The sequence below is a fragment of the Acidianus ambivalens genome (assembly GCF_009729015.1).
GTDB lineage: Archaea > Thermoproteota > Thermoprotei_A > Sulfolobales > Sulfolobaceae > Acidianus > Acidianus ambivalens.
This window is the reverse complement of sequence record NZ_CP045482.1, coordinates 2,146,235-2,170,969: the sequence shown is the minus strand read 5'-3', so window position 1 is coordinate 2,170,969 and position 24,735 is coordinate 2,146,235. Positions and strand designations below refer to the sequence as shown.

Sequence of the window (24,735 nt, the reverse complement as noted above, 5' to 3'; positions counted from 1 at the left end):
AATATAACTTAGGGAGGAGTTAATTAACAGAGTTAATTATTTCTTTTCCAAACAATCTATTATTATGTTCTAATTAACACGGTTTACGCTCATGTATCTAAGTTGTATATATTTATGTGAATATATGTTCATTTATGTATACATATTTACCTAAACGTATATTTTTGCTTATTTTAATAAACATACTTTTTTTAAATTTAGAATACAGTATAATTAGATTAGAGGAAAAATGGCAGAAAGGATAAAATTCCCCGATGGAAGAGAAGTCGACATACACGAAGTAATGGCGTTCTTATACGGCCTATCCAAGAGTGATGTAGAAGTACTACACGTAATAATGTCTAAAAAAGGAAAGATATCAACAGACGAATTAGCTGAAACATTAAAAGTAACTAAAGCATCAATTAGTAAGTCTATAAATAATTTAATCTATAAAGGATTAATAATGAGAGATAAAATTGAAGAAGATAAAAAGAAAGGAAGACCAGGCTATGTATATTGGGTAGATAATGAGTATCTATATAAGAAAATTGCAGAAGATCTAGAAGCACTAGTTAGTAAAGTAAAAGAAAACCTAAAAGAACACTTACCAGTAATGGCTGAAGCACAATAAATTTTTATGAAGAAAGTTATTGTTTATTAAGTCATAAGTTTTATTATTATTAGAGTTTTGTGGCAAAAACCTTAATAGATCTTTTATAGACATTTTTAGTTGAATGATCTCTACAACAGATGTACTATCGTTAGTTATAGCGTTTGTTCTTGGCTTATTAGTAGGAATACTAATAAAGAAAATATTTCAAATAGGCATAATAATTCTTGCAATTATAATTATTCTTATCGCAATAGGCGTCATATCTCCTAGCACAGTAGAGCATGGCTTGATAACATTAGGCCAGCAGGCTTCAAAAGCTGAAAGTGAAGTTTCGTCTTATATTAGATTACTTCCATACAATTCTATTGCTTTTATTATAGGCCTAGTGATAGGTTTAATTAAAGGGTAAAAGAAAAAGAATATTATTGAACTGAACCAAGTAAGTCAGATAATTTTTTCCTTATTTCGCCTATTTCCTTTTTTAGTTTTTCATTCTCTTGAATTACTGACTCATACTGCTTTTTGCATTCCTCCTCTGTGTAATATCTTATAATTTTAGTATCCTCAAAAATTAATTTATTTTGAGATTTGTCGTAACTAACAGATACAACTATTTTTATTACATCTAATTTATCAATTTTCATTTGATTTACTATTTTATCGTATAAATTCTTATTAAATTCGGATACATCCCTTATTATAATATCTTTAGGAACCATCTTACTTAACGCCACTAAGGCTACTCTCCTTAACTTATCTGCATATCTAGCTGCAATTATTAGTCCAGTAGATAATTCAAATCTGTTCTCACCTAAGACAGAAGTTCTTGGCGTTGTTTCCTCGTATTCCTCTGCTCTTTCAATATCTCTTTGAGCCTCTGACATATGTAATTATTTTGCATACATATTATTTAATTTTTCTCTAAATAGGAGTCGAGGAAAAATCCATTTTAATTTGAGAGTTAATTATATTATATATTCTATTTAGAGCCCATGGAGTTAAAGGACTTTTCATATTACGTAGTAAGATTAAGTTATCAAATTCCTTGCAAAAATTCAAATTTAATTTTATACAAGTTTCTTTAATTTCTGAGTTGGAAATGGGTATCTTCCTTAAAGAAGAACAAGAAATATATTGGATAAGGCTTCTTATTGCCCTATATGCGTTTTCTAACGTACCTATTTCATCATTTCTTTTGAAAGCCTCAAAACTTAACTTAATAAAAGACGAGGAAGACATCTTCAGCCTTTCGCAAGTATTATCATTTATTGCGAATTCAACCTTTGGTAATTCTCCACAGATTAATTTGGAGTCATAAAGTATATAATAGCAAATAATATCGCCACTTTCGCATATTTCTCTAAATTTTTCTTCTGAAATTACGATAGGAGAAATTCCGTTGTAACTACCAAGTTCTAAGAGTAAAGACTTATCGTCAGAAATTGCAAATATATTTATATCAGATACTCCTTCCACGTAATCTTCTTTTCTCACATAAGATCCAAAATATCCTAAAGCCTTACATTTCTTGCATAATGAAACAAGGTTAGCCTCCATGCTAAACCTTAATATCTTATAAAGTATTAAATTCTCGTGGATCTAAAGAATCTTCCTTACTCTTTAAGAGTTTTAGCAATAAACGTTTCTAAGCATATTGATGGAGAAAAAATAACTCAAGATGACCTAGATGCTATAATAAATTGGAAAGTTGGAAATGAAATTTCCTTTATGCCTACTAGGGTTATAATGCAAGATTATACTGGAGTTCCGTTATTGGTAGATCTTGCAGAAATGAGATCTGAGTTGGCTAGAAGAGGATTAAATCCAGAAAAGGTTAATCCAATTATTCAAAGCGATTTAGTTATAGACCATTCAATCCAAGTTGATTATTATGGTACGTCTTACTCATTAACTCTTAATATGAAAAAAGAATTTGAAAGAAACGAAGAGAGATATAAATTCTTAAAATGGGCACAACGATCCTTTAAGAATCTTAGAATTATCCCTCCAGGTAAAGGTATTATACATCAAATAAACTTAGAATACTTAAGTAAAGTAATTAACGATAATAATGAACCGGAAATAGTCATAGGAACAGACTCTCACACAACAATGATAGGAGGTTTAGGCATTTTAGGTTGGGGTGTTGGAGGATTAGAGGCCGAAGCGGTAATGCTAGGAGAGCCTTATCATTCTATAGTCCCAGAAGTTATAGGAGTAAAACTTGAAGGAGAAATAAGAGAAGGAGTTACGCCCACAGATGTTGTACTATATATAACAGAACTGTTAAGGAAAAAAGGAGTTGTAGGAAAATATGTGGAATTTTTTGGCAGTTCTCTCTCAAAACTTACAATTCAAGATAGGGCTACTATAGCGAATATGGCTCCAGAATATGGGGCCACTGTAGGATATTTTCCTATAGATGAACAAACTGTTAAATATCTTAATTTAACTGGACGTGATGGAGATAAAGTAAAGAAAATTGCAATGGAACTAGGAATATTTTATAATGAAAGAGAGGAAATTAAATATTCTGATGTTGTAGAGGTAAATTTAAGTGAAATAGAACCATCAATGGCTGGGCCAAAAAATCCTGATGAGAGAATTAAATTTGGTTCCTTAAAAATAGAAAGAAAGAAAAAAGGAAATATAATCCAGGATGGAGATGTAGTCTTAGCTGCAATAACTAGTTGTACCAATACTTCAAATCCGACAGTAATGCTAGGGGCAGGGATATTAGCCAAGAAGGCTGTGGAACTAGGGTTAAGAAGCAAGCCTTATGTGAAGACCAGTTTAGCTCCAGGCTCGCCAGTAGTTGTAAAATACCTAAAAGATGCAGGACTCTTACCTTATTTAGAAGCCCTAGGATTTCACGTAGTAGGTTTTGGATGTACAACGTGCATAGGTAATGCAGGACCTTTAATCAAAGAAGTTGAAAATGATATAAAGACTTACGGGATTGAGGCCTATGCTGTAATTAGCGGTAATAGAAATTTTGAAGGAAGAATAAATCCACTGCTTAAAGGTACGTTCCTCGCATCACCAATTCTCGTTGTAGCTTTTGCTATAGCAGGTAGGATTGACATAAACTATGAAGAGCCTATAGCTTTTGACCCCAACGGTAAGCCTGTATACTTAAGAGACATATGGCCTACATTAGAGGAAATAAATTCTTATATGAACCTAGCTATGAACCCAGAATACTATATTTCGCAATATTCCACAATATTTAAAGGAGACGAAAACTGGGAAAAATTATCCGTAACTCCTTCTCCAATTTACGATTGGCCTAAATCTACGTATATCGTTGAGCCTCCTTGGTTCAAAGAGGAAGACGGAAAATTAGAAATTAAAAAAGCTAGAATACTTTTACTATTAGGAGATAAAATAACCACTGATCACATTTCACCCGCAGGACCTATATCTCCAGATAGCGACGCAGGAAAATATCTTCTGTCACTTGGAGTAAAGGAGTTAAATACTTTTGGTGCTAGGAGAGGCAATCACGAGGTAATGATCAGAGGAGGATTTTCAAATCCGAAACTTAAGAATTACCTTGTAAATAAAGAAGGAGGATATACTATACACTTCCCAGATAAAAGAGAAGGTACAGTATATGAAATTGCAATGGAGTACAAAAAAGAAGGAATCCCACTTGTCATAGTTGCAGGTAAGCAATATGGCAGCGGAAGCTCTAGAGATTGGGCAGCCAAAGTTACTGCTTTATTAGGCATTAAAGCGGTATTAGCAGAGAGCTTTGAAAGGATACATAGAAGTAATTTAGTCGCAATGGGAGTTTTACCAATAGAAATAGAGGATTGGAGAAAATTGGGAATAAAAGGAGACGAGTTAGTTTCAATAGAATTTACTGATTTGAATCCGGGAAGTAGAGTTAAAATAATATTTGAAAATAATGAGAGAAAAGTGGAAACGTCTGGTGTTTTAAGAGCAAATACTAAAACTGAAATTGAATATCTAAAATCTGGAGGTATTCTAAAATATGTTTTAGAAAAGATGATAAAGGATGAAAATTAGGATAAGAGGAATATACGCCACCGCATTAACATATATGCTATCTAAAAACTTTGAAATAGTACAACAAAGTCCTCAAATTGCAGAAAGATTTATGCAAGAAATTATAAGAGAGCCTGCAGATATTACGTTTAAAGACGGAGAGGATAAAGGTTCGCTAATTGTAATTGGAATCGCTGATAACTTTGAAAATTACTTGAAAGAAATCTTTCCATATTCGATTGTTTGGAAATCTCCAGTTAAACTTTATTCTCTAATAGAAACACAAAATTGTAAGTATCAGAGTTATGATGTAGAACCATGCTTAGAGAAAGGTATTGTAATTAAACCTCCCACTGATGGTAGGAAAATAATACTTTCGCCTCCTAAAGCAGTAAGTAAATTCGCAATGGTATGGAGAGGAGAAGGAAAAACTTTCTTTTCTGAGCATATAGTTCCTGAAGAAAGAAAAAGATTACTTAATATAAGTATTAAATATAATAAAAAAGGGTATAATGTTAAGTGGAGAAGTAATGCACAATTTGAGAAAAATTGCCTTTTAGAGAAAGATCTAGAAAATTTAATATTTAAATATGAAAATGATGATTTTTCAAAGCAAGGTTGCGATTTCTATTTGATAAACTTGTCTCTTGAGGATAAACTAGAATTGGATAAAATAAGAAGCCTTGTAGTTCCAACAATTAATTTTCATCATATGCTTAAATTATCAAGATCGAGAGAAGTTGATATTGCAGAAAGCGGTAAAGATAATGTAACTCAAATACTAGAGTCATTAATCAAAGACTATATGGAGATAGAGCACATAAAAATTAATGGCAGGAGAATATTTCTAAAACCGGGGAAGGTAATTGAGAAAAGAGTTTCAGATAACGGATATTTTCTGTTACTTAGAAGAGAAATTTCTGGAAATGGATATTATGATGGATTAGGAATAAGAAAGGAAGAAGGAGATTACGATATCATGGAAATAGATTCAAGAAAATGGCATGAAGTACATAATTACTATAGTAAAGATGGTACGCTAAAAGGAAAATACATTAATATTTCAACTCCTCCAGAACTTCTAGATGGAAAAATTAGATATATAGATTTAGAAGTCGATATAATAATCAAGAATGGAGAAAAAAATATTATAGACAAAGAAAAACTAGAAGAAAACAAAAAATATCTATCTTATAAAATGTTAGAAAGAATTAAGAAAGAAATTGAGTATATTATGACTGCTTATTAGCAGGTATTATCTTTACAGCATTTTCCTTCTCATCGTAAACAACTTTTACTAGATCTCCTTCTTTTACTTGGAATTTTTGCCTAATCCTTGCTGGAATAGTTACTTGATAATTTCTGCTAACCTTTACTATATCTTCTGTTGCCAATTTTCTTCCCCTTACTAAATACGTATTTATTAGGTATTAAAATTTTGTCATGATTTCAATCATTAAGATGATAGTTACACAGTAGAATTAGCGTAAAATCATAGAATTTTATATATTATATATGATAAAAAATGATAATGAAGATAAGAAATAACCTTGTATTATGATATTTGACATTTATTAACCTCATTAATTGTAGACTAGTTATGAATACTTTTTATTTTATCGACCTAATTTATAACTATAAATCATGTAGTCGTTTAATCATTATCGCTAACTTATATTTTAGTTACATAGTTTCTGAACTATTTAATTGAATTTTTATAAACACTTTTTTATCTATCAATCTATTATATACAGATTTAAGTACAGTTAAATACAAGATATTTATTCTACAAAGATAAAGTATTACACATGAAATTGTTTGGACATAATGTTGATTCTCTTCTTACTCCAGAGGTTAATTATATTATAACTAAGAGAGTATTTGTGCCTTTTTTAGCAGAAGAATTCCCAGAAATTGTGTCACTTAACTCTAATTTTAATGTTATCAGAGAATTAATTGTAATAAAAGATCATCTACTACGAGGAAATAAAATTCAAATAGGATACAAATTTACAATAAGCTCTAAGACTGATGGAAGACTTTCTTCACTTAAAGAGTGCAAGAAAATAATACTTGGTATAAACGCTAAATTAATAAAAAAATTAGGCGCACTCACAACTGATCTTATCTTTTTTGGATTTAAAAAGGAATTAGAAAAAATATTAATCTTACATGATATACCAATTATAGCTAAAAATAAAGAAGAACTTTACAATGAAATTTTCAATTATTTATCAAATTGGGGAATTAATATATCTTCTATTCCTGCAGAAATTAGAAATGTATCAAATAAGGTAAATACAGAATCAAAAATCCTAGATATAGATTATGCATTATTCTCCTCTCAACTTTCTAGTAACTTCACTTGATACTTCCTTAGAAAGCCTTTTAGTCTGTTCTGTAGAGCCTATCCTTTTAGTAGTCTCAAGATCCGCTGATAATCTTTTAGTAGTTTCAATAAGTTCCAGCCTTCTAGTCTGTTGTGCCAATTCCTCCATTTTCTTTAATGTTCTAGTTGCCTCCACCAAATTTCCTGCATTAACGTCCTCCGAATATTTCTGTAATGTTGAATAATATTCATATTCCATTATAACATCTTTATTTATGCCAGAAACGAATGTTTGTTGATCTTGTGCAGGTTTTAAAGTTATTATATGCATTAAGGCATCTTGAGCATTTTTTGCAGGATCTTCATAATTAACCTTAATAGTCATGAAATTTCCAGAGTATTTTGGAGGTATTATCGTCTCTCCTAGTATCTTAATTACTCCTTCAGCTGCGTTTATTTTAACAGGTAACGAAGGATAATTTAATAGTTTGACAGGAGATTCTGCAACTATATCAACTACTATATTTTTGCCTGCTATTTTTGTTTTTGCGGCTCTAGGCAACTTTTCTGGAATCTCTGATGCCTCCTCTATATGATAGAACGTAGAGCCTGTTCTATCACTTAAAATTTTTAAAAGTTCTTCATTATAATCATCTCCTATTCCGAAAGAAATTATCTGAACACTTTGTGGAATATTCATTTTCTCATAGGTTCTTACGTCAGTAACGTCAGTAGGATTACCATCAGTAAGTAAAAGAATATAAGCGGGCATATTATATTTAGCAGCAATTTTAAATGCTGTTAATAGAGCAGTAAATAACGAAGTCTGACCTCCAGAAGTAATGTACTGAATTTCACTAGTAAGGTCTAATGGATCTGAAAATTCCTTTACAATATCTACATTAGTAGCAAATTTTATAAATGTGACTTTATTTCCTTGTGGTATTTTTTTAAATAACTCAATTGCTCCATTTTTAGCTTTCTCTATTTTTAAGCCTTCCATAGATCCGCTAGTATCAAGTAATATTATATAATGAAACCCTGTAGCAATAGATATTTTTTCAGGGACTAAAAGTATCTTGAATATCATTCTCACCTCATTTTCAAAAGAGTATTTATGACTAACATCTACTCTCAAAGATAGCGTCATCTTATTCCACCTACAGTAATACTTTACAGAAAGTTCCCCTATTAAGTACTAGGGCTCCTGCACCTAAACCGTGATATCTACTGGAAAATACTGTAATTACTCTGTTATCCATCTCGAATCTAAATGCATTAACAGCTTCATGTCCTCTTATTATTCCTTTTAAGTTATTTCTTTCAAGGAACTTCAAAGTCACATCTTTTCCATAAAAATACGTTCCTTCTCCTCTAATATTAGGTACAAAGCCTTCTAGTTCTTCCCTAGGATCGTTCCATAACATTTCAAAAGCTATCTCATCATCTGGATTAACATCAGGTCTTCTTAAGGAATTTATTTGCTTTATATCTTCTAATTTCCGTGCTATTCCGCCATGTACGCAGAAATATCCATTTATAGTAGCAGCATAGGGCATGACGGAGAACATATTAACAAAATCTTCGTAATAATCTCCCATTTTTTCCAATACCTCTTCTTTAAAACCATAAAATTCGTTAGTTAGCGGGCTCTCATGATTTCCTCTTAATACTATCACCTTTTTTGGATTTTCTAGCATTTTTCTTAAAATTAATGTTAAATTCTCTATTCCCTGTGAACCTCTATCTACATAATCCCCTAAAAATATAAGTACATCAACTTTATCATATAATTCTCTAAAAACTTTTTCCGTTACATCTAAAGCTCCGTGAGTGTCCCCGATAAATGCTACGCTATCTTTTTCTGGTAATTCAAGTAAAAGAGGTTCAGTTATAAAAAAATCATGAGCCTCATTAATTATTTTTAGTATCTCATTTATTTCACTTTCGCTCAATGCCATTATTCAATCACAATCTTCAACATTGTATTACTGCCTAATTTGATTATACTTCCAGGGGCAAGTTCTTGCTTACCCTTAACAGGCTGAAATAGCTTACCGTCATACAAATAAGTCCCATTAGTACTATTCAAATCTTCTATGTATAGTTTTCCTCCTTCTAAAGAAATTATTGCATGCCTCCTAGAAATTTCTGGGTCAGGAATTACTATAACGTTCTCTGGACTTCTTCCTATAGATATACTTTCAAAAACGTCAAATTCTAAAGGCAATTTAGACTTATTTAATGCGGAGACTGGAGTAGCTATGAAAATAAGATAATATTTACCTGCAGGAGTTTGCAATGTCTGCTGAGTTGCACTACCTACTGAAACAGATTGAGGAGGAGTTTGAGATGGTTGCTGAACTGATTGTTCTATAGGTTGTTCAACGCTAGTTTGAACCGACGATTGGCCTCCTGAAGTTAATTGCTGATTAGGTTGCTCTGTTGCAACTACTGGTTGACTAGACTGCTCTTGTGCTTGTGGTTCAGCTGATGGCTGGGCACTTATGGGAGGCTGTTGATTAGCTTCTTGTTGTACTGCAGGAGGTTCTGCTTTAACGTTTTCTGGTTTCTTAGCTCCGCACTGCATACAAAAAAGAGCATCGTCAGAGTTTTCATATCCACAAATAGGACATTTCCACGTCATACTTATTTATTTATACAAAAACATTAATAAGCACTCCTGCACAAGGTAATATCGGGTTTTATTAAATTGACAATTTCATTAAAAATTAAAATCTCACATGCATATATCAACAAAAATGACAAAACCGAGGTTGGTATAGTAATTTATATTGTACCAGAAAAATATACAAGTAATGCTAATATTAGATATATTATTGCAGTAGATAATAGCCCATCAATGAAAGATCATAACAAATTTGATACAGCTATAAACTCTGCCCAATCCTTACTTGCCAGCATACCGAGTACTAACAATGTTATAATAATTTTATTTTCTAATCATCCAAAAATTATATATAACGGCCAGGGAGGAAATATTGTTTATATACCAAAAGAATTTGGAGGAACAACTAGGTTGCATGAGACAATAAGGAAAATAATAGAAATAGCCAACGACGGAGTACCAACAAAGGCAATACTTCTAACAGATGGAAAGCCTAAAGATAAAACAGATGTTCGTGATTATGAAGCTCTACAGATTCCCCCCAATTTGACATTTATTTCCATAGGAATTGGCAAAGATTACAATGAGGTTATACTTAAGAGAATTTCAGATAAATCTGCTGGGGTATTTTACCATATAGACGATATTTCACAGTTACCAGATATCTTAGAAGAACAAAAAACTACTGATACATATGCACTAAATTTGACTCTTAATACCCCTCAGGGCTTTACTCCGTTTAATTACGATCTACCAATTTTTATACCAATAGTGGATAGACTAGTAGCAGTTTACGGTACAATGATAATTGATCCAGGTAATTTGCCGGTTAATCTTACTTTCACAGCCAACTATACTGACCCTGTTGATTCTCAATCTAAAGTATTACCCGTAACTATAACCTTACAAAGAGCAGAAGATAATGTCGTAAGATCAACCATTAATTCTAATGTCCTCGCGGAAATTAAATATTATAGGCTATTAAAGGAATACGCTGATACATTAGCTAAAGGCAAAGATACTACTAGACTAATGTCAGAACTCATGCAAACTGCACAGCAAACTGGAAATCAAGCATTAATAGAAGAAACTCAAAAATTAACTGGTCATTCTAAATCTGATTTATCTGAAGTAACTAAAAAAATGAGATCATGATACTTGCTAAAAGTCTCTCATATTTTTTAAAGAAAAATGGTATAAATGAAATTTATGTTAATAAAGTAAAGAGAAGGGGGAATTCGTACTTACAAGATATTGCATTAAATATCCTTATAAAGAACTTTAAATTAAAAGAAACTGAAATACTTGGAAAACTTAAAGCAGAGGAAGATGAAATTAAAATTTTTTCTGGAAAAGGATCCGAGAAAGTTAATTATGAGATAGCTAAAGACGGTAAGAGAGATATAATTATAGACTTCCCTAAATTCCCGATCTTTATTATAGATTTATCATTATGGAATAGACACTCGGAAGAGGAAAGAAATAGGCTAATTGTTCAAATCCTGTGTTCTATTAACTCAATAAGAAAATATTTATGGGATTATAATTTATCAATAAACAATTTCCCACAAGGATTTTCGCTTTCAATTTTAAATAAAGTAAGATTTAACGTTACACCAGAAGGTAAAACAATAATACTTAATCCCTATGGCGAAATAGAGGCAACAGAAGAATTAATTAGAAGTACTCAAACCTTCATAATCGGTGGAATAATAGATAGATCTGGATGGAAGTATGCCACATATGAAATGGCTAAAATTGCAAAATACGATTTCCCTCATGTGAAAATAACATTGAGGGGGTCTACAGTGGGAGTTCCAGATAGGATAAACAAAATTATCGAGATTATACTTCGTGTATATTATGGAGAAAAATTAGAGAGCGCGATATTAGATTTACAATCAAATGCAGATAAATTCAACCGTTTACTGGTTGAAAAACAAAAAGGAAATTTAGAAGAAGCTATACAATGGTTAAAACCAAGTGAAAAAGTACTCAGAAGGTTAGGAATTCAATCGAATTCTTCTTGAATTTTCTTCTTTCCTTCTAATAATTTTCTAGGAAATGGTATATTATTAACTTCCTCTAGCTTTATTCCAGCTTTTCTCAACTCTTCTACAGCTTTTTTCAAATCATCCTCATGAACTGCAAATTTAACTTGGCTTACTATTTTATTTAATGTAGAATCGTTACTCCTAAATCTTTCTGCACTAATAACCTTCCAGTCGTTTCCATCTTTATATATAAGTACTACGTCTTGAAAGTACCCTTTTACTACGTGAGAAATACCTGCTATATAGTAATTGCCAAACTTATACACAGACATAGAAGTAAACTTAATTTTCGAGTATTTAGGAATTATGTTACATGATTGATCATGTTATAAAGGCTATTGCATTAAGCTTAGATAACGGAGAAAAAGTTTATGTCGGGTTGAATTCTATTCCAGCAATATTAGGTGCGTTTATGGCAAGAGATTTTTACGGCAAGACGATAAGAATCTTAGGCGTAGCAGAGGCGGATAACCCGTCAGAAATAAAAATAACTCCTTCTACTGGTAATCCGTTTTATGTTAATGAAACTCCAATCTTACCTACGGTTGAATCATTTGATTTGGCTCAAAAAGGAAAATTAGATGTGATGTTTCTAGGTCCCGCTCAAATAGATGAGGAAACTAATGTTAACTTATCTGTAATAGGAGATTACTCTAAACCTAAAGTTAGATTACCCGGTGGGGCTGCAACAGCTTATATATTACCGCTCGTTAAAAAGGCTATACTATGGAATTTAAAACATAGTAAATCTACTTTAGTAAAGAGAGTAGATTTTGTTACAGGTAGTGCTAAGTTTTCTACGAATAAAGTTATCGTAGTTACTGATCTTGGAGTTTTAGAATATTCTAGAGAAGATAAAAAATGGTACGTAAAATACGTATATCCATGGAGTAATTTTGCAAAGATAGTTGAAAACACTGCTTTCCAAGTTTATAATGCAATCCAAGGAGTTATAGACGTTAATGAGGAAGAAAAGAACTTTATTACAAAGTTAGATCCAGACGATCTTAGGTCATCCCTAGAATATTAAGTATTTTCTCATAATCTGCGTCATATAAAGGAAACACGCTAGTAGGTTCTGCACCTCTTGGCATATGCACAACGGCAGTTACGTGTTCGGCGTAAATATTAGGTCTTTTCTTATAGAAATAGCTTTTATCAACTAGCTCTTCTGCAGTTATTATTACCTTTTTAGAAGCTCTAGCTTTATATTCATCCTCATATACTGGACCTTCAATTTCTGCGTTACCTTCTGGATCGGCCTTATTTACGTGTATTATTGCAACGTCTGGCGTTATTGCTTTTACTAGAACTATTTTTTCTCCAGAAAAGGGATCATCAACAATTTTCCATGTACCTTCTTTTTCATGAAGTTTGATTAAATCTGAGCCAATTATTCCCTTAACCGGCATAAAAGGAACACCAAAAGCTCCTGCCCTTATCCCTGCGATAAAAGCCCCACAAGTGTCCTCCAAAATTTCTATTTCTCTGCTTTCTGCTTTCCTTCTAAAGCTAGGTAACATTCCAAACCATTCTAAAGTTGCCATGGCTATCCTAACTTTCTTCAATACGTTATTTTGTAAAAGAACTTCTAAACCTAATCCAGGTTCTCTATCTACGAAATTTAGATTTCTTATGCCAGATTTTACTAACTCAAAAATAAATCCCATGGGATTCCTATGAATTGACATTCCACTAATTGTTATTGTATCTCCTTCTCTTATTAAATCGAGTGCAGTCTTAATGTCAGTTACCTTATTTTCCAATCTTTTCACCCAATCTTTTTCTTAAATCTTCTATAGCTTCTCTTTCTTCTAGGGTTGATAAGTCCCCTAATTCCTCGTTGTTAATTAGAGCTCTTAAAACTCTTCTCATAATCTTACCAGTCCTTGTCTTAGGTAATTTGTCAACAAATATAATATCATCAATTACAGCTATACCTCCATAATTTTTCTTAATTTCGCTCATTATTTTATTCTTAAGCTCTTCTGAAGGTAAGAAGCCTTGCTTTAATGAAGCAAAGACTACTAGCACATTTCCTTTAATTTCGTCCTTTTTACCTACTACTGCAGCATCTGCTATTTCCTCATTTGAGAGAACAATATTTTCTATTTCCGCAGGACTTAATCTATGTCCTGCAACTTTTATCACGTCGTCTATTCTACCAAGAATACACAGATATCCCTCATCGTCCATGTAGCCATAATCGCCAGTTAAATATACGCCGAATTTCTCGTAGTATTTCCTATATCTTTCATCGTCATGCCATAAGGAACTCATAAATGCTGGAGCAGAAGATTTTATTACGATATTTCCTTTGGTATTTGGAGGTAATTCTTTTCCATTATCATCATAAATAGCTATGTCTATTCCAGGTAAAGGATATCCTACCGACCCTTTTTTATAATATATTCCACCAATATAAAATCCTCCAGGAGAAGTTATGAAACCGCTATTCTCTGTCTGCCCCCACGTCTCTATAACGTAAACTTTACTTGAAGTTAGTTCTACTAACCATTTCCAAGCTTCTTCGCCAAGAATCTCACCAGCACTGACTATCATTCTTAGCGAAGAAATATCATGATCTATTTTACTACCATATTTCATCAGTAATCTTATTGCAGTTGGTGCAGTCCAAATGTCGGTGACTGCATAGTCTTCTATTAATCTCCACCACACTTGAGGATCTGGATAATCTGGAACTCCCTCATACCATAATAATGTGCCATTATTAAGTAATGTTCCATAAGTGCTATATGAGTGACCGTTAATCCAGCCGATATCTGAAGTTGAAAAGAAAGTTGAAGTATCGTCAAAATTTAATAGCCATTTAACGTGATAATAAGCCCAAACAGTATATGGACCCACAGAATGTACGACACCTTTTGGTTTGCCAGTAGTTCCAGAAGTAAATAATATAAAGAGAGGATCTTGAGAGTCCATGGGTACAGCATCAACTTTCTTTGCATCTAATAGGTCATAAAAGTTGTGACCAACTACCTTACCACTTCTAGGTACTGTAATTTTAATCAAGTTAAGGTCTTTAGTAGCGTTTTCGATAACATCTAAATAAGAAATTTCCTTACCTCTTCTATATCCAACGTCGGCAGTAATAATTGCTTTAGAACCGGCTATTTCTATTCTTTCTCTTAATGCCCTCTCTCCAAAACCTGCAAAGACAACATTATGTATAACTCCTATTCTTGCACAAGCTAACATTGATACCATTGCCTCTGGAATCATTGGCATGTAAATAGTAACTACGTCGCCTTTCTTTAAACCAAGTTGAGTTAATGCACCGGCAAATGAGGATACTAAATTATAGAGCTGCTTATAACTTAAAGACACCTTTTCTCCATTTTCACTTTCCCAATATAATGCAATTTTGTTACTGTTTTTTCTTATATCTAGAATATTATACGTTATATTAATTTTACCGCCTTTAAACCAATAATAATACGGATGATGAGATTCAACTACTTTCTCATAAAGTTTATACCAAAATAACTCTCTGGCTACTGAATCCCAAAATTTTTCTGGATACCTTAAAGAGTACTCATGAATTTCTCTCATCTTAGTATAAATCGGATTCATAAAATTGTTCTTATCAAACTAAAAATAAGCCTTACCGTCTTTTCTTTATTAAATCGATTACCCAAAATCCGTCTTTCCAACTTATTTTCTCTACATCGAATTTTATTATAAACTTCATTATATCATCTACGCTTAAGCCTCCGTGTAATTTGTCCCTAATTATAATTCTGACTTTACCTCCGAGTTTGGTAATTCTATGAAGTTCTCTCATAATGTCATAATCTAAAACTTCGTAAATTATTGAATAACTTATACTACAATCGCGGATTGGAAAAGGAAAGAAGAATGTTACAAAATCATCAAATATTCTAGCCGAAGAAATAGCAATGTTGCCCAGAGTTAGTTCAGCATTAAAATTTTCAATATTAATCCTTTTAACGATATTAGAACCGTCTATTATTATGCCGTAAACTTGGCTAAGAAAATTTATTTCTCCATCTAAAAAATTTTTTCCTATTAAAATATCTAAATCCATAAAATTTGATATTCGACCGTAAGCTAAGCTAATTTCTTCTTCTTTTCCATTAATAACAACAAGATTTTCTGCGTTCCATAATGCTGTCGTATTGCCCTTAAAGTCTTCTAGCAACCCAACTTTCATAATAGCATATATGTGAATGAAAATAAATATTTTTCCAAGTTCAGAATTCACACTTAATTTATTAAACGGAATTTCTTTGATATATAATAAAAATATTAATAATAAATAAAATACTACTTATAAATGTCTTGAATAGCCTTTGAAGCATCTACAATAGATAATATGCCTACAATATTCCCTTCTGAGTCTTTAACCGGCAAATGTCTAATCTTATTTTTAGTCATTATACTCACAGCCTCTACTATATCTGTATTAAGATCTACTATTATTAAATTACCCATAGTAGCAGCAACTCTGACTTCATCAGACGGAGAAAAACCTGAAGCTATAGCTTTTACCGCATCTCTATCGGTAAATATTCCTTTAGGTACTCCATTTTCTGTAACTAAAACAGAACCTATACCTCTTTCTAGCATTAGTTTACAAACTTCTTGTAGACTAGTATTTGCTTCTACTTGAAAAACTGGAGTAGTCATATAGTCTTTTACAGTTCTCATAAGAGAATATTCTTTATTGTTCCCAATAAGCTTTTAGGTTAACGGTCTTAGGTTCTCCGCCGTTCTTTAACAAGTCTTCAATTACTTGCCTATAATAATCTTCAGTTTGAACTCCTCTAATCAACCATTTATCATTAATTAAAACTGCCGGTACTCCATGTATTCCCATTGCATGTGCCTCTTCTTCATCTTGTATTACTGCTAATTTTGCCTTCTTTGACTTGAAGTCTTCTTTGAACCTTTCAACGTATAGTCCAACTTCTTTAGCAATTTCTATTAGTACATCGTCTGAAGTTATGTCTTCTCCTTCAAAGAATAATTTCTCTTGCGCTCTTTTATAATATTCCCAGTGACCTTCGTCCCCTTTTTGGAATTCTGCTGCCTTGCATGCCATCTGAGGTGGAAGAGACCAAATATAGCCTATTTTACCTTTATTTATTACTTTTTCAGGATCATAATCTGGAATATATTTTTTTAGAATAGAAAATTCGTTTTTAAATAACTCCCTAGCTTCTTCTATTGTTGGTGCAATGTCTTTTAGGTCTTCAAGGGAAGATATCATCATAAAAGATTTATGCCTAACAATAACTTGATCTTTATAGTCCTTCACTACGTTCATTAATCTCCTAGTCGCAATAAAGCAGTAAGGGCATAGCACGTCATGGAAGAATTTTATCTCTATCATTTTATGTAAGATTAAAAATAGTAGTTTTTAACATTACCTTAAACATTAACGGCAATTATTAGTTCTCATTAAAACCTTTGAAATAAAGCTTTTTCAGCTGGATTATAATAATATAAATTATAGTAAAAATGAAAGATTAGAAGAGGTGAATAATTGTGTTGGTTAAAGATGTTATGTCTCCTGATGTAATAAAAGTAACTAAAGATACAAAAATATATGATGCATTAAATATAATGATTAGAAATAATATAAGAAGACTTGTGGTCGAATCTAATGGAATAATTACTATAAGAGATATTGTATATAATTGGAAAAAAATCGACGATACTGTAGATAAAATTATGACTTCTGATTTGCAATTTATAGATAAAAATTCTGATTTAAAAGAAGCTTGCAGAATAGTAACTGCAAAAGGAATAGGATCCTTAGTAGTAGGTAACGGAGATAACATAGAAGGAATAATAACTGAAAGAGATTTAATAAGATATTGTAAGGCAGACATAAACTCGTTCGTGCAAGATATTATGAACAAAAATCCACTAATAATTTCAACAGATACTACGTTGGCAGAAGTAGTAGAATTTATGAAACAAAAATATGTTAGACACGCTATAGTGGCTTGCGATAATTTACCTTGCGGAGTTATATCCACGAAAGATATAGGAAAGGCACTTTTAGCAAAGAAAGATCTAACAAAAACAGAAGTTTCTGGATTTATGTCTAATAACGTTTTTAAAGTGTATCCAGACGATAAAATTGAGACTGCAAGAATATTAATGGCTGAAAAGAACATAGGCTTCTTACCAGTGACTAATTCAAAGGAAATATTAGGTAGCCTTAGTGAGAGAGAAATTCTCGCAGTCTTATCTATTTAATTTTTTACTAATCTATGAAAGAAGAAGAAAAGCTTATAAGTGAAAAAATACATCATTATGGAATAAGTGAGAAGAAATGGAAGACTACAGAAAAATCTTTGAGGGGCTAGCATATACGATAGTTGAAGACGATGAAGCATCGGTAGTATTGCTAGAAGGAAAACCAATAGCAGCGTCTTGCATAGAACATGGAAACCACGATCTATTAGACCTAAATTGTCCACATGTAGAAAAGCTATTGAAAAAAGTTTTTTCTTAAATGCCTGCTACAACTGCTATTTCTATTAGAACGTCTTTAGGTAGTTTTGATACTTCTACTGTAACTCTTGCTGGAGGATTATCTTTAAAATACATGGAGTATACTTCGTTAAAACCTTGAAAATCGTTCATGTTTTTTAGATAAACAAAGCTCATTAAAACCTTATCTAACCCTGAACCAGCTGCTTCTAATATTGCTTTAATATTCTCTAAAACTTGAGCAGTCTGCTCTTTTATTCCTCCATTAACAACATTATTTGACTTAGGATCTAAGGGAATTTGCCCAGATACAAATATTAAATTACCTATTTTTACTGCTTGAGAATATGGACCTATAGGTTTTGGAGCCTTTTCAGTATAGATTATTTCTTTCATCGAATATGATATCAATGTATACTAATTATTTTTAACGCATTTTCAGATATCACATCGATTAAGTGCACATTCTTAAAAGGTAAATAAGGATAACCACTGCCATATATCAACCTATCCGTAGGTATTCTATTTAAGAAACTCTCTGGAACACCAGAGGTTTCAAAAAACACATTATTATATTTAAGCAAATTATAGAGCATTTCTTCCATGGGATAATAAGAGCCTAATATTACAAAAGTTAAATGAGTAAATTCTTGTATTTTTTGAGTTAGATCTTGTGTGGTCTTTATAAATATTGGCATTTTATGGTCCTCGGCGAATTCTAGAACCTTGTCAATATCTTGGATTTTGTATCCATGTTTTTCTGGCGTTAATACTATGCCCACTATTCCTTTCTCGTATTGCCTACCTAATTCTACTTCTAAAGGAACTCTACACTTTGGATTATATATACCAAGTAATCGGTATTTCTCTCTATTTTCATTTTTATTCTTTAGCCAAAGATATTGCTGATAGAATCCGTCCACACAGCACTGACAAGAGTATTTATATGCAGGATTTAGTAAAATAATGTCAAAATATTCTGAAATTTCCTTTGCATTAACCCATTTAATTCCTAAATGTTGGTGAACGTCTATTCTCACAATTAGATTAATACTTCTTCTGGAATATTATATTCTGTCATGGCTATGTCCTTTAAGTCTCTTGCTATCTCTTCCATGGTTATCTCGCCTCTTAAACCCCTCATTATAATATCTTTAAACTCTTCTGGAACATAATCCATTCTAGGATCTACAGAGTAAAAGTCCTTTAATGCTTGTTCTCTCTTTGAAGGATTTGTTGCTGCTTCTTCCAGTTCTCTCTCTAGCCATTCTGGGAATGGGAAATTGTTAGTTAAAGAGGCATATAGTGAGACCGTGAAAGAGTAAATATCCATCTCTGTTGAAGCTCTTTGTCCAAACCTCTGCAATGGATGAGCATAATAAGGAGTATAATGAATTACTGGAGTTCCTATCTTTACAGCACTGCCTAAGTCAGAAAGTTTTGGAATTACATGCTCTTTTTCTAAAGCCTCTAGTGCCTCTTCTCCATAGTTAGGAAGTAGACTAGTAAATAATATATTAGAAGGTTTAATGTCGCAATGAATATATCCTTCTTTATGTATAGTTATTATTGCATTAGCTAACTTAGAAAATATCACTGAAACTACTTGAGGCCAGAGAACTGAGTGCCTTAAAGTTGAATATTCATCCTTTGCTAGCACATCTCTTAAGTCTCCGCCACCCATGTATTCCATTACAATAGCGGGGGGAGAACTGTAATAATCCACCCAATTTTCGTCAATAAAGTTAGCTAAAATTCTTACAAGGTATTTCGAATTCTTTGAGATTTCCTGCATTTTAGCTACTTCATTTAGCATTTCATCAAAATTATACTCTTTCTTCATTATTTTCATAGCGTATTTTTTACCTAGCCTTTCAACCAATAAGACGTAACCCATTCCCCCAGTTCCTAACACTTGTTTTACCTCATATCCGTATATTACGTAGCCTATCCATTGCTCTGGGTAAAAATCTTTAGGAGAATAAAGAACTCCTGGCTTTACCTTTTCACAAGCCTCTACTATACCTTCTTTACATGCATAGAGAAAGTCCTTTTCTGCCTCACTTTTTGCGTTCAAGTGCTCTAATGCTAATCCTCTTAAGAATGCAGAACCTGCTGTTCTACGCATTTTTTCTGCTTCTTCAATTATTTTTAGTGCCTCCATGTACTTACCAGATTTTATATATGCGTTTGCTAACATCAGTAAGTTATGATAAGACCTACTTCTCTTCACAGCTTCCTCAAAGAATTTTATTGATTCTTCTGGATTTTTCTTAATAAAATGCCATCCTAATTTTAAAGCAGGTGCATCGTATGTAGGTAAAATTGAAAGTGCATTATATAAGATCTTGGCATTTCCTGTAGCATCATATTCCTCTATAATTTTATCAACTTTTTTCCTTAATTTTTCTTCTAGAATTTTATATCTTTCATCTGAGAAAAACGAATAGATCTTTAGAGCCTCTAGTTCTTCCCCTATTTTCTCGTAACATTCCGCTACTGCTAATGATTCTTCTGGATATTTCTTATCTAATTTCGTATATAACGAAATCGCTTCACTGCATTTTCCAAGTTTCGAAAGGCCTATTATTGCTTGTCGAATTACTTCATCGTCTGAAGGATACTTAGAAAGCACATACTGTATAACGTCATAATTATCCATTGCATCCAGCAATTTTCTTTTATCTCCACTAATAATTACTATACCTTTTATAATTAAATAATTCCCGTTAATTACGGGAGTAGCAATATTGCCTAAAAATAAGCAAAGAGATTCATTTGATTCAAATAAGTATCCTAGGTTACCTACTTTTATAGTAAGCTTTCCTTCAAAAATAATTTTAGAACAATCATAAATGGGGAATTTTGACAATTTTATTTTATCTCCATCTATCGTAGCTAGATAGCCAATTATATTATCCTTAGTTTTTAATTTTCCAAAGTATTCCTCAACTTTTCCGTCGTTAAATATGTACTTTTTATTACCGTCAGTAAATACAAACTGCACGATTAATTTGATTTAGGTATAACTCTTTTTAGATTTCGGCTTAATAATACATTTCTCCTCATTAAGTTAAAATAGGGCATTAAATAATGAGGAAAGAGCGTTATATAGTATTACAGTAGAACAACTAATTTTTAGATATAAAACTACATTGTAAATATATGCTAAAACACCTAGAATACACGAGACATAGTATAACAGAGCCTTTAGTTACTGTATATTTATATAAAAAAGTCGAAGATGGAAAAATAATTTCTGCATTTAGAATTATGATGTATAAAGATAGTGTAATATCTATCTATGAAGATGATAAATTACAAGGAGGAGTTATATTAGACATTGAGAACGGCGGAGTAGACAAAGCTTATGAGATAATAAAGAAATACTATGATGATACTAGTGATGATATGATAATTTATGGAGAAAAGGATCTTGTTGATCAATTACTAGAAAAATTTGATGGGCAATGAAACTTTTATTAAAATTGGCTATTAGTTGGATTCTTTGGGGAATAGGATTTTATCTATATTATCCTTTCCTTTCAATATTTCTAGTTAGATATATAAAACCTTCCGAATTAGGATTTTTCTATCTTACGACATTAATATTCTCCTTGCCATTACCTTACCTCGGAGGAAAAATTAACAAGAAATTTGGAGATAAATATAGTATAATTTTAGGAATGAGTCTTTCCGGAACAGGAATTTTATTACTTCCTTTTACTTCTTCTATTATATCACTTTATATTTTCATGATAATGTATAATTCATTCTACATAGCATTACCAGGTTTTTATGAATTAATGGAAACAGAAGGTAAAAGCACAATATCAAAGGTTTGGGCAATATCGGTATTGCCATCAATATTTATGCCTTCAATAGGAGGAATAATCTCGCAATATCTAGGGTTTACTTACCTCTTTATTATATCCGCGTTTTTCATAATTTTTTCATTTTTACCGTTAATTACGCAAAAAGAAATCAAAAACGAAGATCCAAAAATTGAATTTTACCCAATAATCTCTCTAATTATACTTCCAGTAGCATTATCAAGTCAGTTTATTTATTTAGTTATAAAGGAAATGTATAATTTAAGTGACACATTAATAGGAATTATAGCTACGTTTGCAGAGCTATTAGGTAGTATAATAGCTTTTACTTCCTCTTTTATCTCAAGTAAAAAGGCAATTAACCTTTCTCTTATTCTATTTTCTTTACAGTCTTTAATAATAATTTCTCCTTATTTTTCTGTATTTTATGGGTTATGGGAATCAATAATTCCGTTATCATTATCTATATCCAAGAAAAATTACGTCTCTATAGTAACTATGCAGATAATAGGTTGGATTTTAGGATATCTAATTGCATCAATTATACAAAGTCCTAGAGACGCCATATTTTTATCATCTGTTTTATCTTTAATTGTGCTTACTATTATAAATTTTGGAAAATATTAAGGAATATAAAAAACTCTTCTATCTAACTCTTCATACTAACTGCTTAAATTATATTGTGACAAAATATTTCATGTGAATATAACACAGCTAGTAATATTGACAAACTTAGCAGAAGGAGAGCTTAGTATAAAGGAGTTGGCAGAATACACTGGGATTCCTAAAAAGAATATAATAAAAGCAATGAAAAGTTTAGAGAATAGAGGATACGTAGAGAAGAGAGCAATAATAGGAAGAGATATAATATTTTCAATAACTGAAGAAGGACTAGAAGAACTTTACAAATATTACTTATTTATGAAAAAGTTAATAGAAGATATGGAATTCACATTATGTAGTAGATTTGATTGTTAAAACCAAGATAATAGATTATAGAGCATACTTATGAATTTCTCCTTATTAATTTCATAAACTACATTTACATTGGGCTCTTTATTCCAAATTCCCAAGTAATCAATAACAGTCATTCCCCTAGTTAAGCATTCACAATTTTCTATATCTACGTACTGTTTTTCTACTTTAGTTGCGACAGAGCTATCTATTGCGATAGCCGTGGTTATTAAGTCTGGATGTGGATTGCCTTTCATTTTTTGTTTAGTCATAGCATAATTTCTGTAATGAGTATAAATATCTATATAGAATGAGGAAAGTTTAGTGTTCATAGATTTCATTTTCTCCCATTCTTCATCATTAATTGTATAATTTGTAATAAGATCCCATGCAACCATTGTTAAATCCATGCCAGAATTAAATATTACTTTAGCAGCATCTGGATCGACCCAAATATTATACTCAGCTACTGGCGTAATATTACCTCTGCCATATATTGTACCGCCCATAATCCATACTTTCTTTATTTTGTCAGCTAAACTCTTGTCTTTTAAATATGCTAAGGCTAAATTAGTTAAAGGAGAAATTGCTAAAAATTCTAATTCTCCTGCATATCTATCTGCAAGTTCTATTATTGCGTCCACTGCATGCTTGTTACTGGCCTTTAATTTGCTAGGTTTAACAACTTTATCGCCTATACCTCCTTTGCCATGTACGTTTTCAACTGTTCTATAATTTTTTACAAGAGGCCTCTGACTACCTGGATAAACTGGAATTTCCTTGCCTATAAATTCTAATGCCCATAAGGCATTATTTACTTCTTGATCAAAACTTATGTTGCCTTCAACTATTGTTATTCCTTCTACAGATATTCCGTACCGTAAAAGCATAAAAAGGCTCATTATATCATCTTCTGCTGTATCACAATCAATTATAAAATGCCTTGTCATGTGCAACACTATGCAAATATGTTCTTAAAGTCTAATATTGCTTTTAATTTCCAATACACCCTTGGAAGATCGTCGTGTGTAAAATAATTTAATTTCTTTATTACATCTTCATCAGCTACATAGAATTTACTAATTCCAGAACCAACTACAGTATATGCATAAATAGGTTGAGTATCTTCTATCGCATTCATAAAGTCTTCTATAGTAGGAGTATTAACGTAATATCCATTCCTACTATTGTTTTCTTCAATAGTTGCTACTCCTTCATCCTTTGAAAATCCATGTATTTCGGCATCAAAATCGTAAGATGCATGAATAGTATATTTTCCATCATATTCAACAAGCATCGCTAAAGGTTTTAAATGCATTAACTTATTAACATAAGCTATAGTTTCATCTTTTTTATTAAATGACTTTTCAAAAGTAAAAACCTTAGTAGGTTTTGGAAATAATTTTAACCTTGCCTTATATATTGCACCTAATCTACCTTTACTACCTATAATAATTTTCCATGAAATTTTACCAAAAAGAGTAATAAAAAATACTTTCTCAGTAAAATCGTAAGGTTTACCATAACGTGTAGATAGAGGAGAAAACTCATTGTTTGCTAAAAGTCCGCCGATACTTCCGTCATACAAGCATGGTAATAGTAATCCATACTCTGACGCTTCCTCCCTTATCTTATCGACAGAAGCCCCTGCATAAGCCTCGACATAACCTTCTTTCTCTATTTTATAGTAGTCCATTTTAATTTTCAGATAAATATCAGATTTTCTAGGGTTTGAATGCTTCCCATAACCTATAATCATTACCTTTTTACCACTTAAATAAGCGTCCTTAATGGAATTATATAATTCCTTCTCGTTATATACTTCCATCAGTTAGTCT

At 31.7% G+C, this 24,735-nt stretch carries 30 protein-coding genes; 13 read left to right on the top strand and 17 right to left on the bottom strand.

From position 1 onward, the window contains the following. Nucleotides 1–229 precede the first annotated feature (229 nt). Nucleotides 230–613, top strand: coding sequence for an Lrs14 family HTH-type transcriptional regulator (gene lrs14, locus D1866_RS12570; RefSeq protein WP_152940319.1), 384 nt, complete (start codon nucleotides 230–232; stop codon nucleotides 611–613). A gap of 103 nt (nucleotides 614–716) precedes the next feature. Beyond that, on the top strand, nucleotides 717–1,004 hold the full coding sequence (locus tag D1866_RS12565) for a hypothetical protein (protein ID WP_013775735.1): 288 nt from the start codon (nucleotides 717–719) through the stop codon (nucleotides 1,002–1,004). 13 nt (nucleotides 1,005–1,017) lie between these two features. Here D1866_RS12565 and D1866_RS12560 read toward each other — a convergent pair whose 3' ends face one another. Together D1866_RS12560 and D1866_RS12555 are read right to left on the bottom strand one after the other, a co-directional pair. Beyond that, nucleotides 1,018–1,479, bottom strand: coding sequence for a DUF2258 domain-containing protein (locus D1866_RS12560; protein WP_152940317.1), 462 nt, complete (start codon nucleotides 1,477–1,479; stop codon nucleotides 1,018–1,020). 37 nt (nucleotides 1,480–1,516) lie between these two features. Next, nucleotides 1,517–2,152 (bottom strand): hypothetical protein, encoded by a 636-nt coding sequence (locus D1866_RS12555; protein WP_152940315.1) that lies wholly within the window; start codon nucleotides 2,150–2,152, stop codon nucleotides 1,517–1,519. Nucleotides 2,153–2,188: 36 nt separating this feature from the next. Between D1866_RS12555 and acnA the strand changes: the two genes are divergently transcribed. Further along, the gene (gene acnA, locus D1866_RS12550) at nucleotides 2,189–4,630 is read left to right on the top strand and encodes an aconitate hydratase AcnA (protein WP_155861192.1); all 2,442 of its coding nucleotides are present in this window, start codon (nucleotides 2,189–2,191) and stop codon (nucleotides 4,628–4,630) included. Further along, on the top strand, nucleotides 4,620–5,858 hold the full coding sequence (locus D1866_RS12545; protein WP_152940313.1) for a ribonuclease FAU-1 family protein: 1,239 nt from the start codon (nucleotides 4,620–4,622) through the stop codon (nucleotides 5,856–5,858). Before acnA ends, D1866_RS12545 begins: the two co-directional genes overlap by 11 nt. Here D1866_RS12545 and D1866_RS12540 read toward each other — a convergent pair. Continuing rightward, the gene (locus D1866_RS12540) at nucleotides 5,842–6,003 is read right to left on the bottom strand and encodes an AbrB/MazE/SpoVT family DNA-binding domain-containing protein (protein WP_013775730.1); all 162 of its coding nucleotides are present in this window, start codon (nucleotides 6,001–6,003) and stop codon (nucleotides 5,842–5,844) included. The two genes, D1866_RS12545 and D1866_RS12540, sit on opposite strands and share 17 nt — an antisense overlap. 414 nt (nucleotides 6,004–6,417) lie before the next feature. On the opposite strand from D1866_RS12540, the gene D1866_RS12535 reads away from it, so the two are divergent. Beyond that, complete coding sequence (locus D1866_RS12535; protein WP_152940311.1) at nucleotides 6,418–6,978, top strand: hypothetical protein; 561 nt, start codon at nucleotides 6,418–6,420, stop codon at nucleotides 6,976–6,978. Here the strand turns inward: D1866_RS12535 and D1866_RS12530 are convergent. Genes D1866_RS12530 through D1866_RS12520 form a run of 3 tightly spaced genes read right to left on the bottom strand, consistent with a single transcriptional unit; the run spans nucleotide 6,943 to nucleotide 9,585 of the window. Beyond that, the gene (locus D1866_RS12530; RefSeq protein WP_152940309.1) at nucleotides 6,943–8,088 is read right to left on the bottom strand and encodes a VWA domain-containing protein; all 1,146 of its coding nucleotides are present in this window, start codon (nucleotides 8,086–8,088) and stop codon (nucleotides 6,943–6,945) included. The two genes, D1866_RS12535 and D1866_RS12530, sit on opposite strands and share 36 nt — an antisense overlap. Before the next feature lie 10 nt (nucleotides 8,089–8,098). After that, complete coding sequence (locus D1866_RS12525; protein ID WP_152940307.1) at nucleotides 8,099–8,899, bottom strand: metallophosphoesterase; 801 nt, start codon at nucleotides 8,897–8,899, stop codon at nucleotides 8,099–8,101. After that, entirely contained in the window at nucleotides 8,899–9,585 is a 687-nt protein-coding gene (locus D1866_RS12520) for an FHA domain-containing protein (RefSeq protein WP_152940305.1), read from the bottom strand. Before D1866_RS12520 ends, D1866_RS12525 begins: the two co-directional genes overlap by 1 nt. A 66-nt stretch (nucleotides 9,586–9,651) precedes the next feature. Between D1866_RS12520 and D1866_RS12515 the strand changes: the two genes are divergently transcribed. Next, complete coding sequence (locus D1866_RS12515; protein ID WP_152940303.1) at nucleotides 9,652–10,722, top strand: VWA domain-containing protein; 1,071 nt, start codon at nucleotides 9,652–9,654, stop codon at nucleotides 10,720–10,722. Further along, nucleotides 10,719–11,597 (top strand): tRNA (adenine(9)-N1)-methyltransferase Trm10, encoded by an 879-nt coding sequence (trm10, locus tag D1866_RS12510; RefSeq protein WP_152940301.1) that lies wholly within the window; start codon nucleotides 10,719–10,721, stop codon nucleotides 11,595–11,597. Before D1866_RS12515 ends, trm10 begins: the two co-directional genes overlap by 4 nt. On the opposite strand, the gene D1866_RS12505 is transcribed toward trm10, so the two are convergent. Then, nucleotides 11,579–11,893, bottom strand: a complete 315-nt coding sequence (locus D1866_RS12505) for a hypothetical protein (RefSeq protein ID WP_152940299.1) — start codon at nucleotides 11,891–11,893, stop codon at nucleotides 11,579–11,581. The genes trm10 and D1866_RS12505 overlap by 19 nt on opposite strands. Before the next feature lie 41 nt (nucleotides 11,894–11,934). Here D1866_RS12505 and D1866_RS12500 point away from each other — a divergent pair, with 41 nt between their 5' ends. Continuing rightward, nucleotides 11,935–12,651: a CoA-transferase subunit beta gene (locus D1866_RS12500; protein WP_152940297.1), complete on the top strand. Its 717-nt coding sequence runs from the start codon at nucleotides 11,935–11,937 to the stop codon at nucleotides 12,649–12,651. Here the strand turns inward: D1866_RS12500 and D1866_RS12495 are convergent. From D1866_RS12495 to D1866_RS12475, 5 genes are all read right to left on the bottom strand, one after another. Continuing rightward, entirely contained in the window at nucleotides 12,629–13,387 is a 759-nt protein-coding gene (locus tag D1866_RS12495; protein WP_152940295.1) for a CoA transferase subunit A, read from the bottom strand. The two genes, D1866_RS12500 and D1866_RS12495, sit on opposite strands and share 23 nt — an antisense overlap. After that, a complete protein-coding gene (locus tag D1866_RS12490) occupies nucleotides 13,377–15,215 on the bottom strand; it encodes an AMP-binding protein (protein ID WP_196773440.1) in 1,839 nt (612 codons plus the stop codon). Before D1866_RS12490 ends, D1866_RS12495 begins: the two co-directional genes overlap by 11 nt. 31 nt (nucleotides 15,216–15,246) lie before the next feature. Continuing rightward, nucleotides 15,247–15,816 (bottom strand): hypothetical protein, encoded by a 570-nt coding sequence (locus tag D1866_RS12485; protein WP_152940293.1) that lies wholly within the window; start codon nucleotides 15,814–15,816, stop codon nucleotides 15,247–15,249. A 113-nt stretch (nucleotides 15,817–15,929) separates the two neighbouring features. Further along, nucleotides 15,930–16,313, bottom strand: a complete 384-nt coding sequence (locus D1866_RS12480) for a CBS domain-containing protein (RefSeq protein ID WP_152940291.1) — start codon at nucleotides 16,311–16,313, stop codon at nucleotides 15,930–15,932. A gap of 13 nt (nucleotides 16,314–16,326) precedes the next feature. Then, nucleotides 16,327–16,998, bottom strand: a complete 672-nt coding sequence (locus D1866_RS12475; RefSeq protein ID WP_152940289.1) for a DsbA family oxidoreductase — start codon at nucleotides 16,996–16,998, stop codon at nucleotides 16,327–16,329. 155 nt (nucleotides 16,999–17,153) lie between these two features. Here D1866_RS12475 and D1866_RS12470 point away from each other — a divergent pair, with 155 nt between their 5' ends. Both D1866_RS12470 and D1866_RS12465 read left to right on the top strand, forming a co-directional pair. Then, nucleotides 17,154–17,873: a CBS domain-containing protein gene (locus tag D1866_RS12470; protein ID WP_155861191.1), complete on the top strand. Its 720-nt coding sequence runs from the start codon at nucleotides 17,154–17,156 to the stop codon at nucleotides 17,871–17,873. Between the two features lie 76 nt (nucleotides 17,874–17,949). Continuing rightward, nucleotides 17,950–18,132, top strand: a complete 183-nt coding sequence (locus D1866_RS12465) for a hypothetical protein (protein ID WP_152940287.1) — start codon at nucleotides 17,950–17,952, stop codon at nucleotides 18,130–18,132. Here D1866_RS12465 and D1866_RS12460 read toward each other — a convergent pair. From D1866_RS12460 to D1866_RS12450, 3 genes are read right to left on the bottom strand one after another with little or no spacing between them, the layout of a single operon-like run. Continuing rightward, nucleotides 18,129–18,506 (bottom strand): RidA family protein, encoded by a 378-nt coding sequence (locus tag D1866_RS12460; protein ID WP_152940285.1) that lies wholly within the window; start codon nucleotides 18,504–18,506, stop codon nucleotides 18,129–18,131. The genes D1866_RS12465 and D1866_RS12460 overlap by 4 nt on opposite strands. Nucleotides 18,507–18,517: 11 nt before the next feature. Continuing rightward, on the bottom strand, nucleotides 18,518–19,150 hold the full coding sequence (locus D1866_RS12455) for an amidohydrolase family protein (protein ID WP_155861190.1): 633 nt from the start codon (nucleotides 19,148–19,150) through the stop codon (nucleotides 18,518–18,520). 2 nt (nucleotides 19,151–19,152) lie between these two features. Then, entirely contained in the window at nucleotides 19,153–21,117 is a 1,965-nt protein-coding gene (locus D1866_RS12450; RefSeq protein WP_196773438.1) for a protein kinase domain-containing protein, read from the bottom strand. A gap of 158 nt (nucleotides 21,118–21,275) precedes the next feature. Here D1866_RS12450 and D1866_RS12445 point away from each other — a divergent pair, with 158 nt between their 5' ends. The 3 genes from D1866_RS12445 (at nucleotide 21,276) to D1866_RS12435 (ending at nucleotide 22,921) form a co-directional block, all read left to right on the top strand. Then, complete coding sequence (locus tag D1866_RS12445; RefSeq protein WP_152940284.1) at nucleotides 21,276–21,584, top strand: hypothetical protein; 309 nt, start codon at nucleotides 21,276–21,278, stop codon at nucleotides 21,582–21,584. After that, on the top strand, nucleotides 21,581–22,570 hold the full coding sequence (locus D1866_RS12440; RefSeq protein WP_152940282.1) for an MFS transporter: 990 nt from the start codon (nucleotides 21,581–21,583) through the stop codon (nucleotides 22,568–22,570). The genes D1866_RS12445 and D1866_RS12440 overlap by 4 nt, the downstream gene beginning before the upstream one ends. 72 nt (nucleotides 22,571–22,642) lie before the next feature. Beyond that, nucleotides 22,643–22,921 (top strand): helix-turn-helix domain-containing protein, encoded by a 279-nt coding sequence (locus D1866_RS12435; protein WP_048054582.1) that lies wholly within the window; start codon nucleotides 22,643–22,645, stop codon nucleotides 22,919–22,921. On the opposite strand, the gene D1866_RS12430 is transcribed toward D1866_RS12435, so the two are convergent. Both D1866_RS12430 and D1866_RS12425 read right to left on the bottom strand, forming a co-directional pair. Further along, nucleotides 22,918–23,847, bottom strand: coding sequence for a nucleoside hydrolase (locus D1866_RS12430; protein WP_152940278.1), 930 nt, complete (start codon nucleotides 23,845–23,847; stop codon nucleotides 22,918–22,920). The two genes, D1866_RS12435 and D1866_RS12430, sit on opposite strands and share 4 nt — an antisense overlap. 8 nt (nucleotides 23,848–23,855) lie before the next feature. Then, complete coding sequence (locus D1866_RS12425; RefSeq protein ID WP_152940276.1) at nucleotides 23,856–24,725, bottom strand: FAD-binding protein; 870 nt, start codon at nucleotides 24,723–24,725, stop codon at nucleotides 23,856–23,858. Nucleotides 24,726–24,735: the final 10 nt, after the last annotated feature.

Coding starts and splice junctions, on each gene's coding strand:
- D1866_RS12440 (WP_152940282.1), top strand. CDS start 21,581: ATGAAACTTTTATTAAAATTGGCTATTAGTTGGATTCTTTGGGGAATA.
- D1866_RS12535 (WP_152940311.1), top strand. CDS start 6,418: ATGAAATTGTTTGGACATAATGTTGATTCTCTTCTTACTCCAGAGGTT.
- D1866_RS12480 (WP_152940291.1), bottom strand. CDS start 16,313: ATGAGAACTGTAAAAGACTATATGACTACTCCAGTTTTTCAAGTAGAA.
- D1866_RS12465 (WP_152940287.1), top strand. CDS start 17,950: ATGGAAGACTACAGAAAAATCTTTGAGGGGCTAGCATATACGATAGTT.
- D1866_RS12530 (WP_152940309.1), bottom strand. CDS start 8,088: ATGACGCTATCTTTGAGAGTAGATGTTAGTCATAAATACTCTTTTGAA.
- D1866_RS12520 (WP_152940305.1), bottom strand. CDS start 9,585: ATGACGTGGAAATGTCCTATTTGTGGATATGAAAACTCTGACGATGCT.
- D1866_RS12500 (WP_152940297.1), top strand. CDS start 11,935: ATGATTGATCATGTTATAAAGGCTATTGCATTAAGCTTAGATAACGGA.
- D1866_RS12490 (WP_196773440.1), bottom strand. CDS start 15,215: ATGAATCCGATTTATACTAAGATGAGAGAAATTCATGAGTACTCTTTA.
- D1866_RS12525 (WP_152940307.1), bottom strand. CDS start 8,899: ATGGCATTGAGCGAAAGTGAAATAAATGAGATACTAAAAATAATTAAT.
- D1866_RS12445 (WP_152940284.1), top strand. CDS start 21,276: ATGCTAAAACACCTAGAATACACGAGACATAGTATAACAGAGCCTTTA.
- D1866_RS12545 (WP_152940313.1), top strand. CDS start 4,620: ATGAAAATTAGGATAAGAGGAATATACGCCACCGCATTAACATATATG.
- D1866_RS12505 (WP_152940299.1), bottom strand. CDS start 11,893: ATGTCTGTGTATAAGTTTGGCAATTACTATATAGCAGGTATTTCTCAC.
- D1866_RS12560 (WP_152940317.1), bottom strand. CDS start 1,479: ATGTCAGAGGCTCAAAGAGATATTGAAAGAGCAGAGGAATACGAGGAA.
- D1866_RS12555 (WP_152940315.1), bottom strand. CDS start 2,152: ATGGAGGCTAACCTTGTTTCATTATGCAAGAAATGTAAGGCTTTAGGA.
- trm10 (WP_152940301.1), top strand. CDS start 10,719: ATGATACTTGCTAAAAGTCTCTCATATTTTTTAAAGAAAAATGGTATA.
- D1866_RS12485 (WP_152940293.1), bottom strand. CDS start 15,816: ATGAAAGTTGGGTTGCTAGAAGACTTTAAGGGCAATACGACAGCATTA.
- D1866_RS12425 (WP_152940276.1), bottom strand. CDS start 24,725: ATGGAAGTATATAACGAGAAGGAATTATATAATTCCATTAAGGACGCT.
- D1866_RS12430 (WP_152940278.1), bottom strand. CDS start 23,847: ATGACAAGGCATTTTATAATTGATTGTGATACAGCAGAAGATGATATA.
- D1866_RS12475 (WP_152940289.1), bottom strand. CDS start 16,998: ATGATAGAGATAAAATTCTTCCATGACGTGCTATGCCCTTACTGCTTT.
- D1866_RS12565 (WP_013775735.1), top strand. CDS start 717: ATGATCTCTACAACAGATGTACTATCGTTAGTTATAGCGTTTGTTCTT.
- lrs14 (WP_152940319.1), top strand. CDS start 230: ATGGCAGAAAGGATAAAATTCCCCGATGGAAGAGAAGTCGACATACAC.
- D1866_RS12460 (WP_152940285.1), bottom strand. CDS start 18,506: ATGAAAGAAATAATCTATACTGAAAAGGCTCCAAAACCTATAGGTCCA.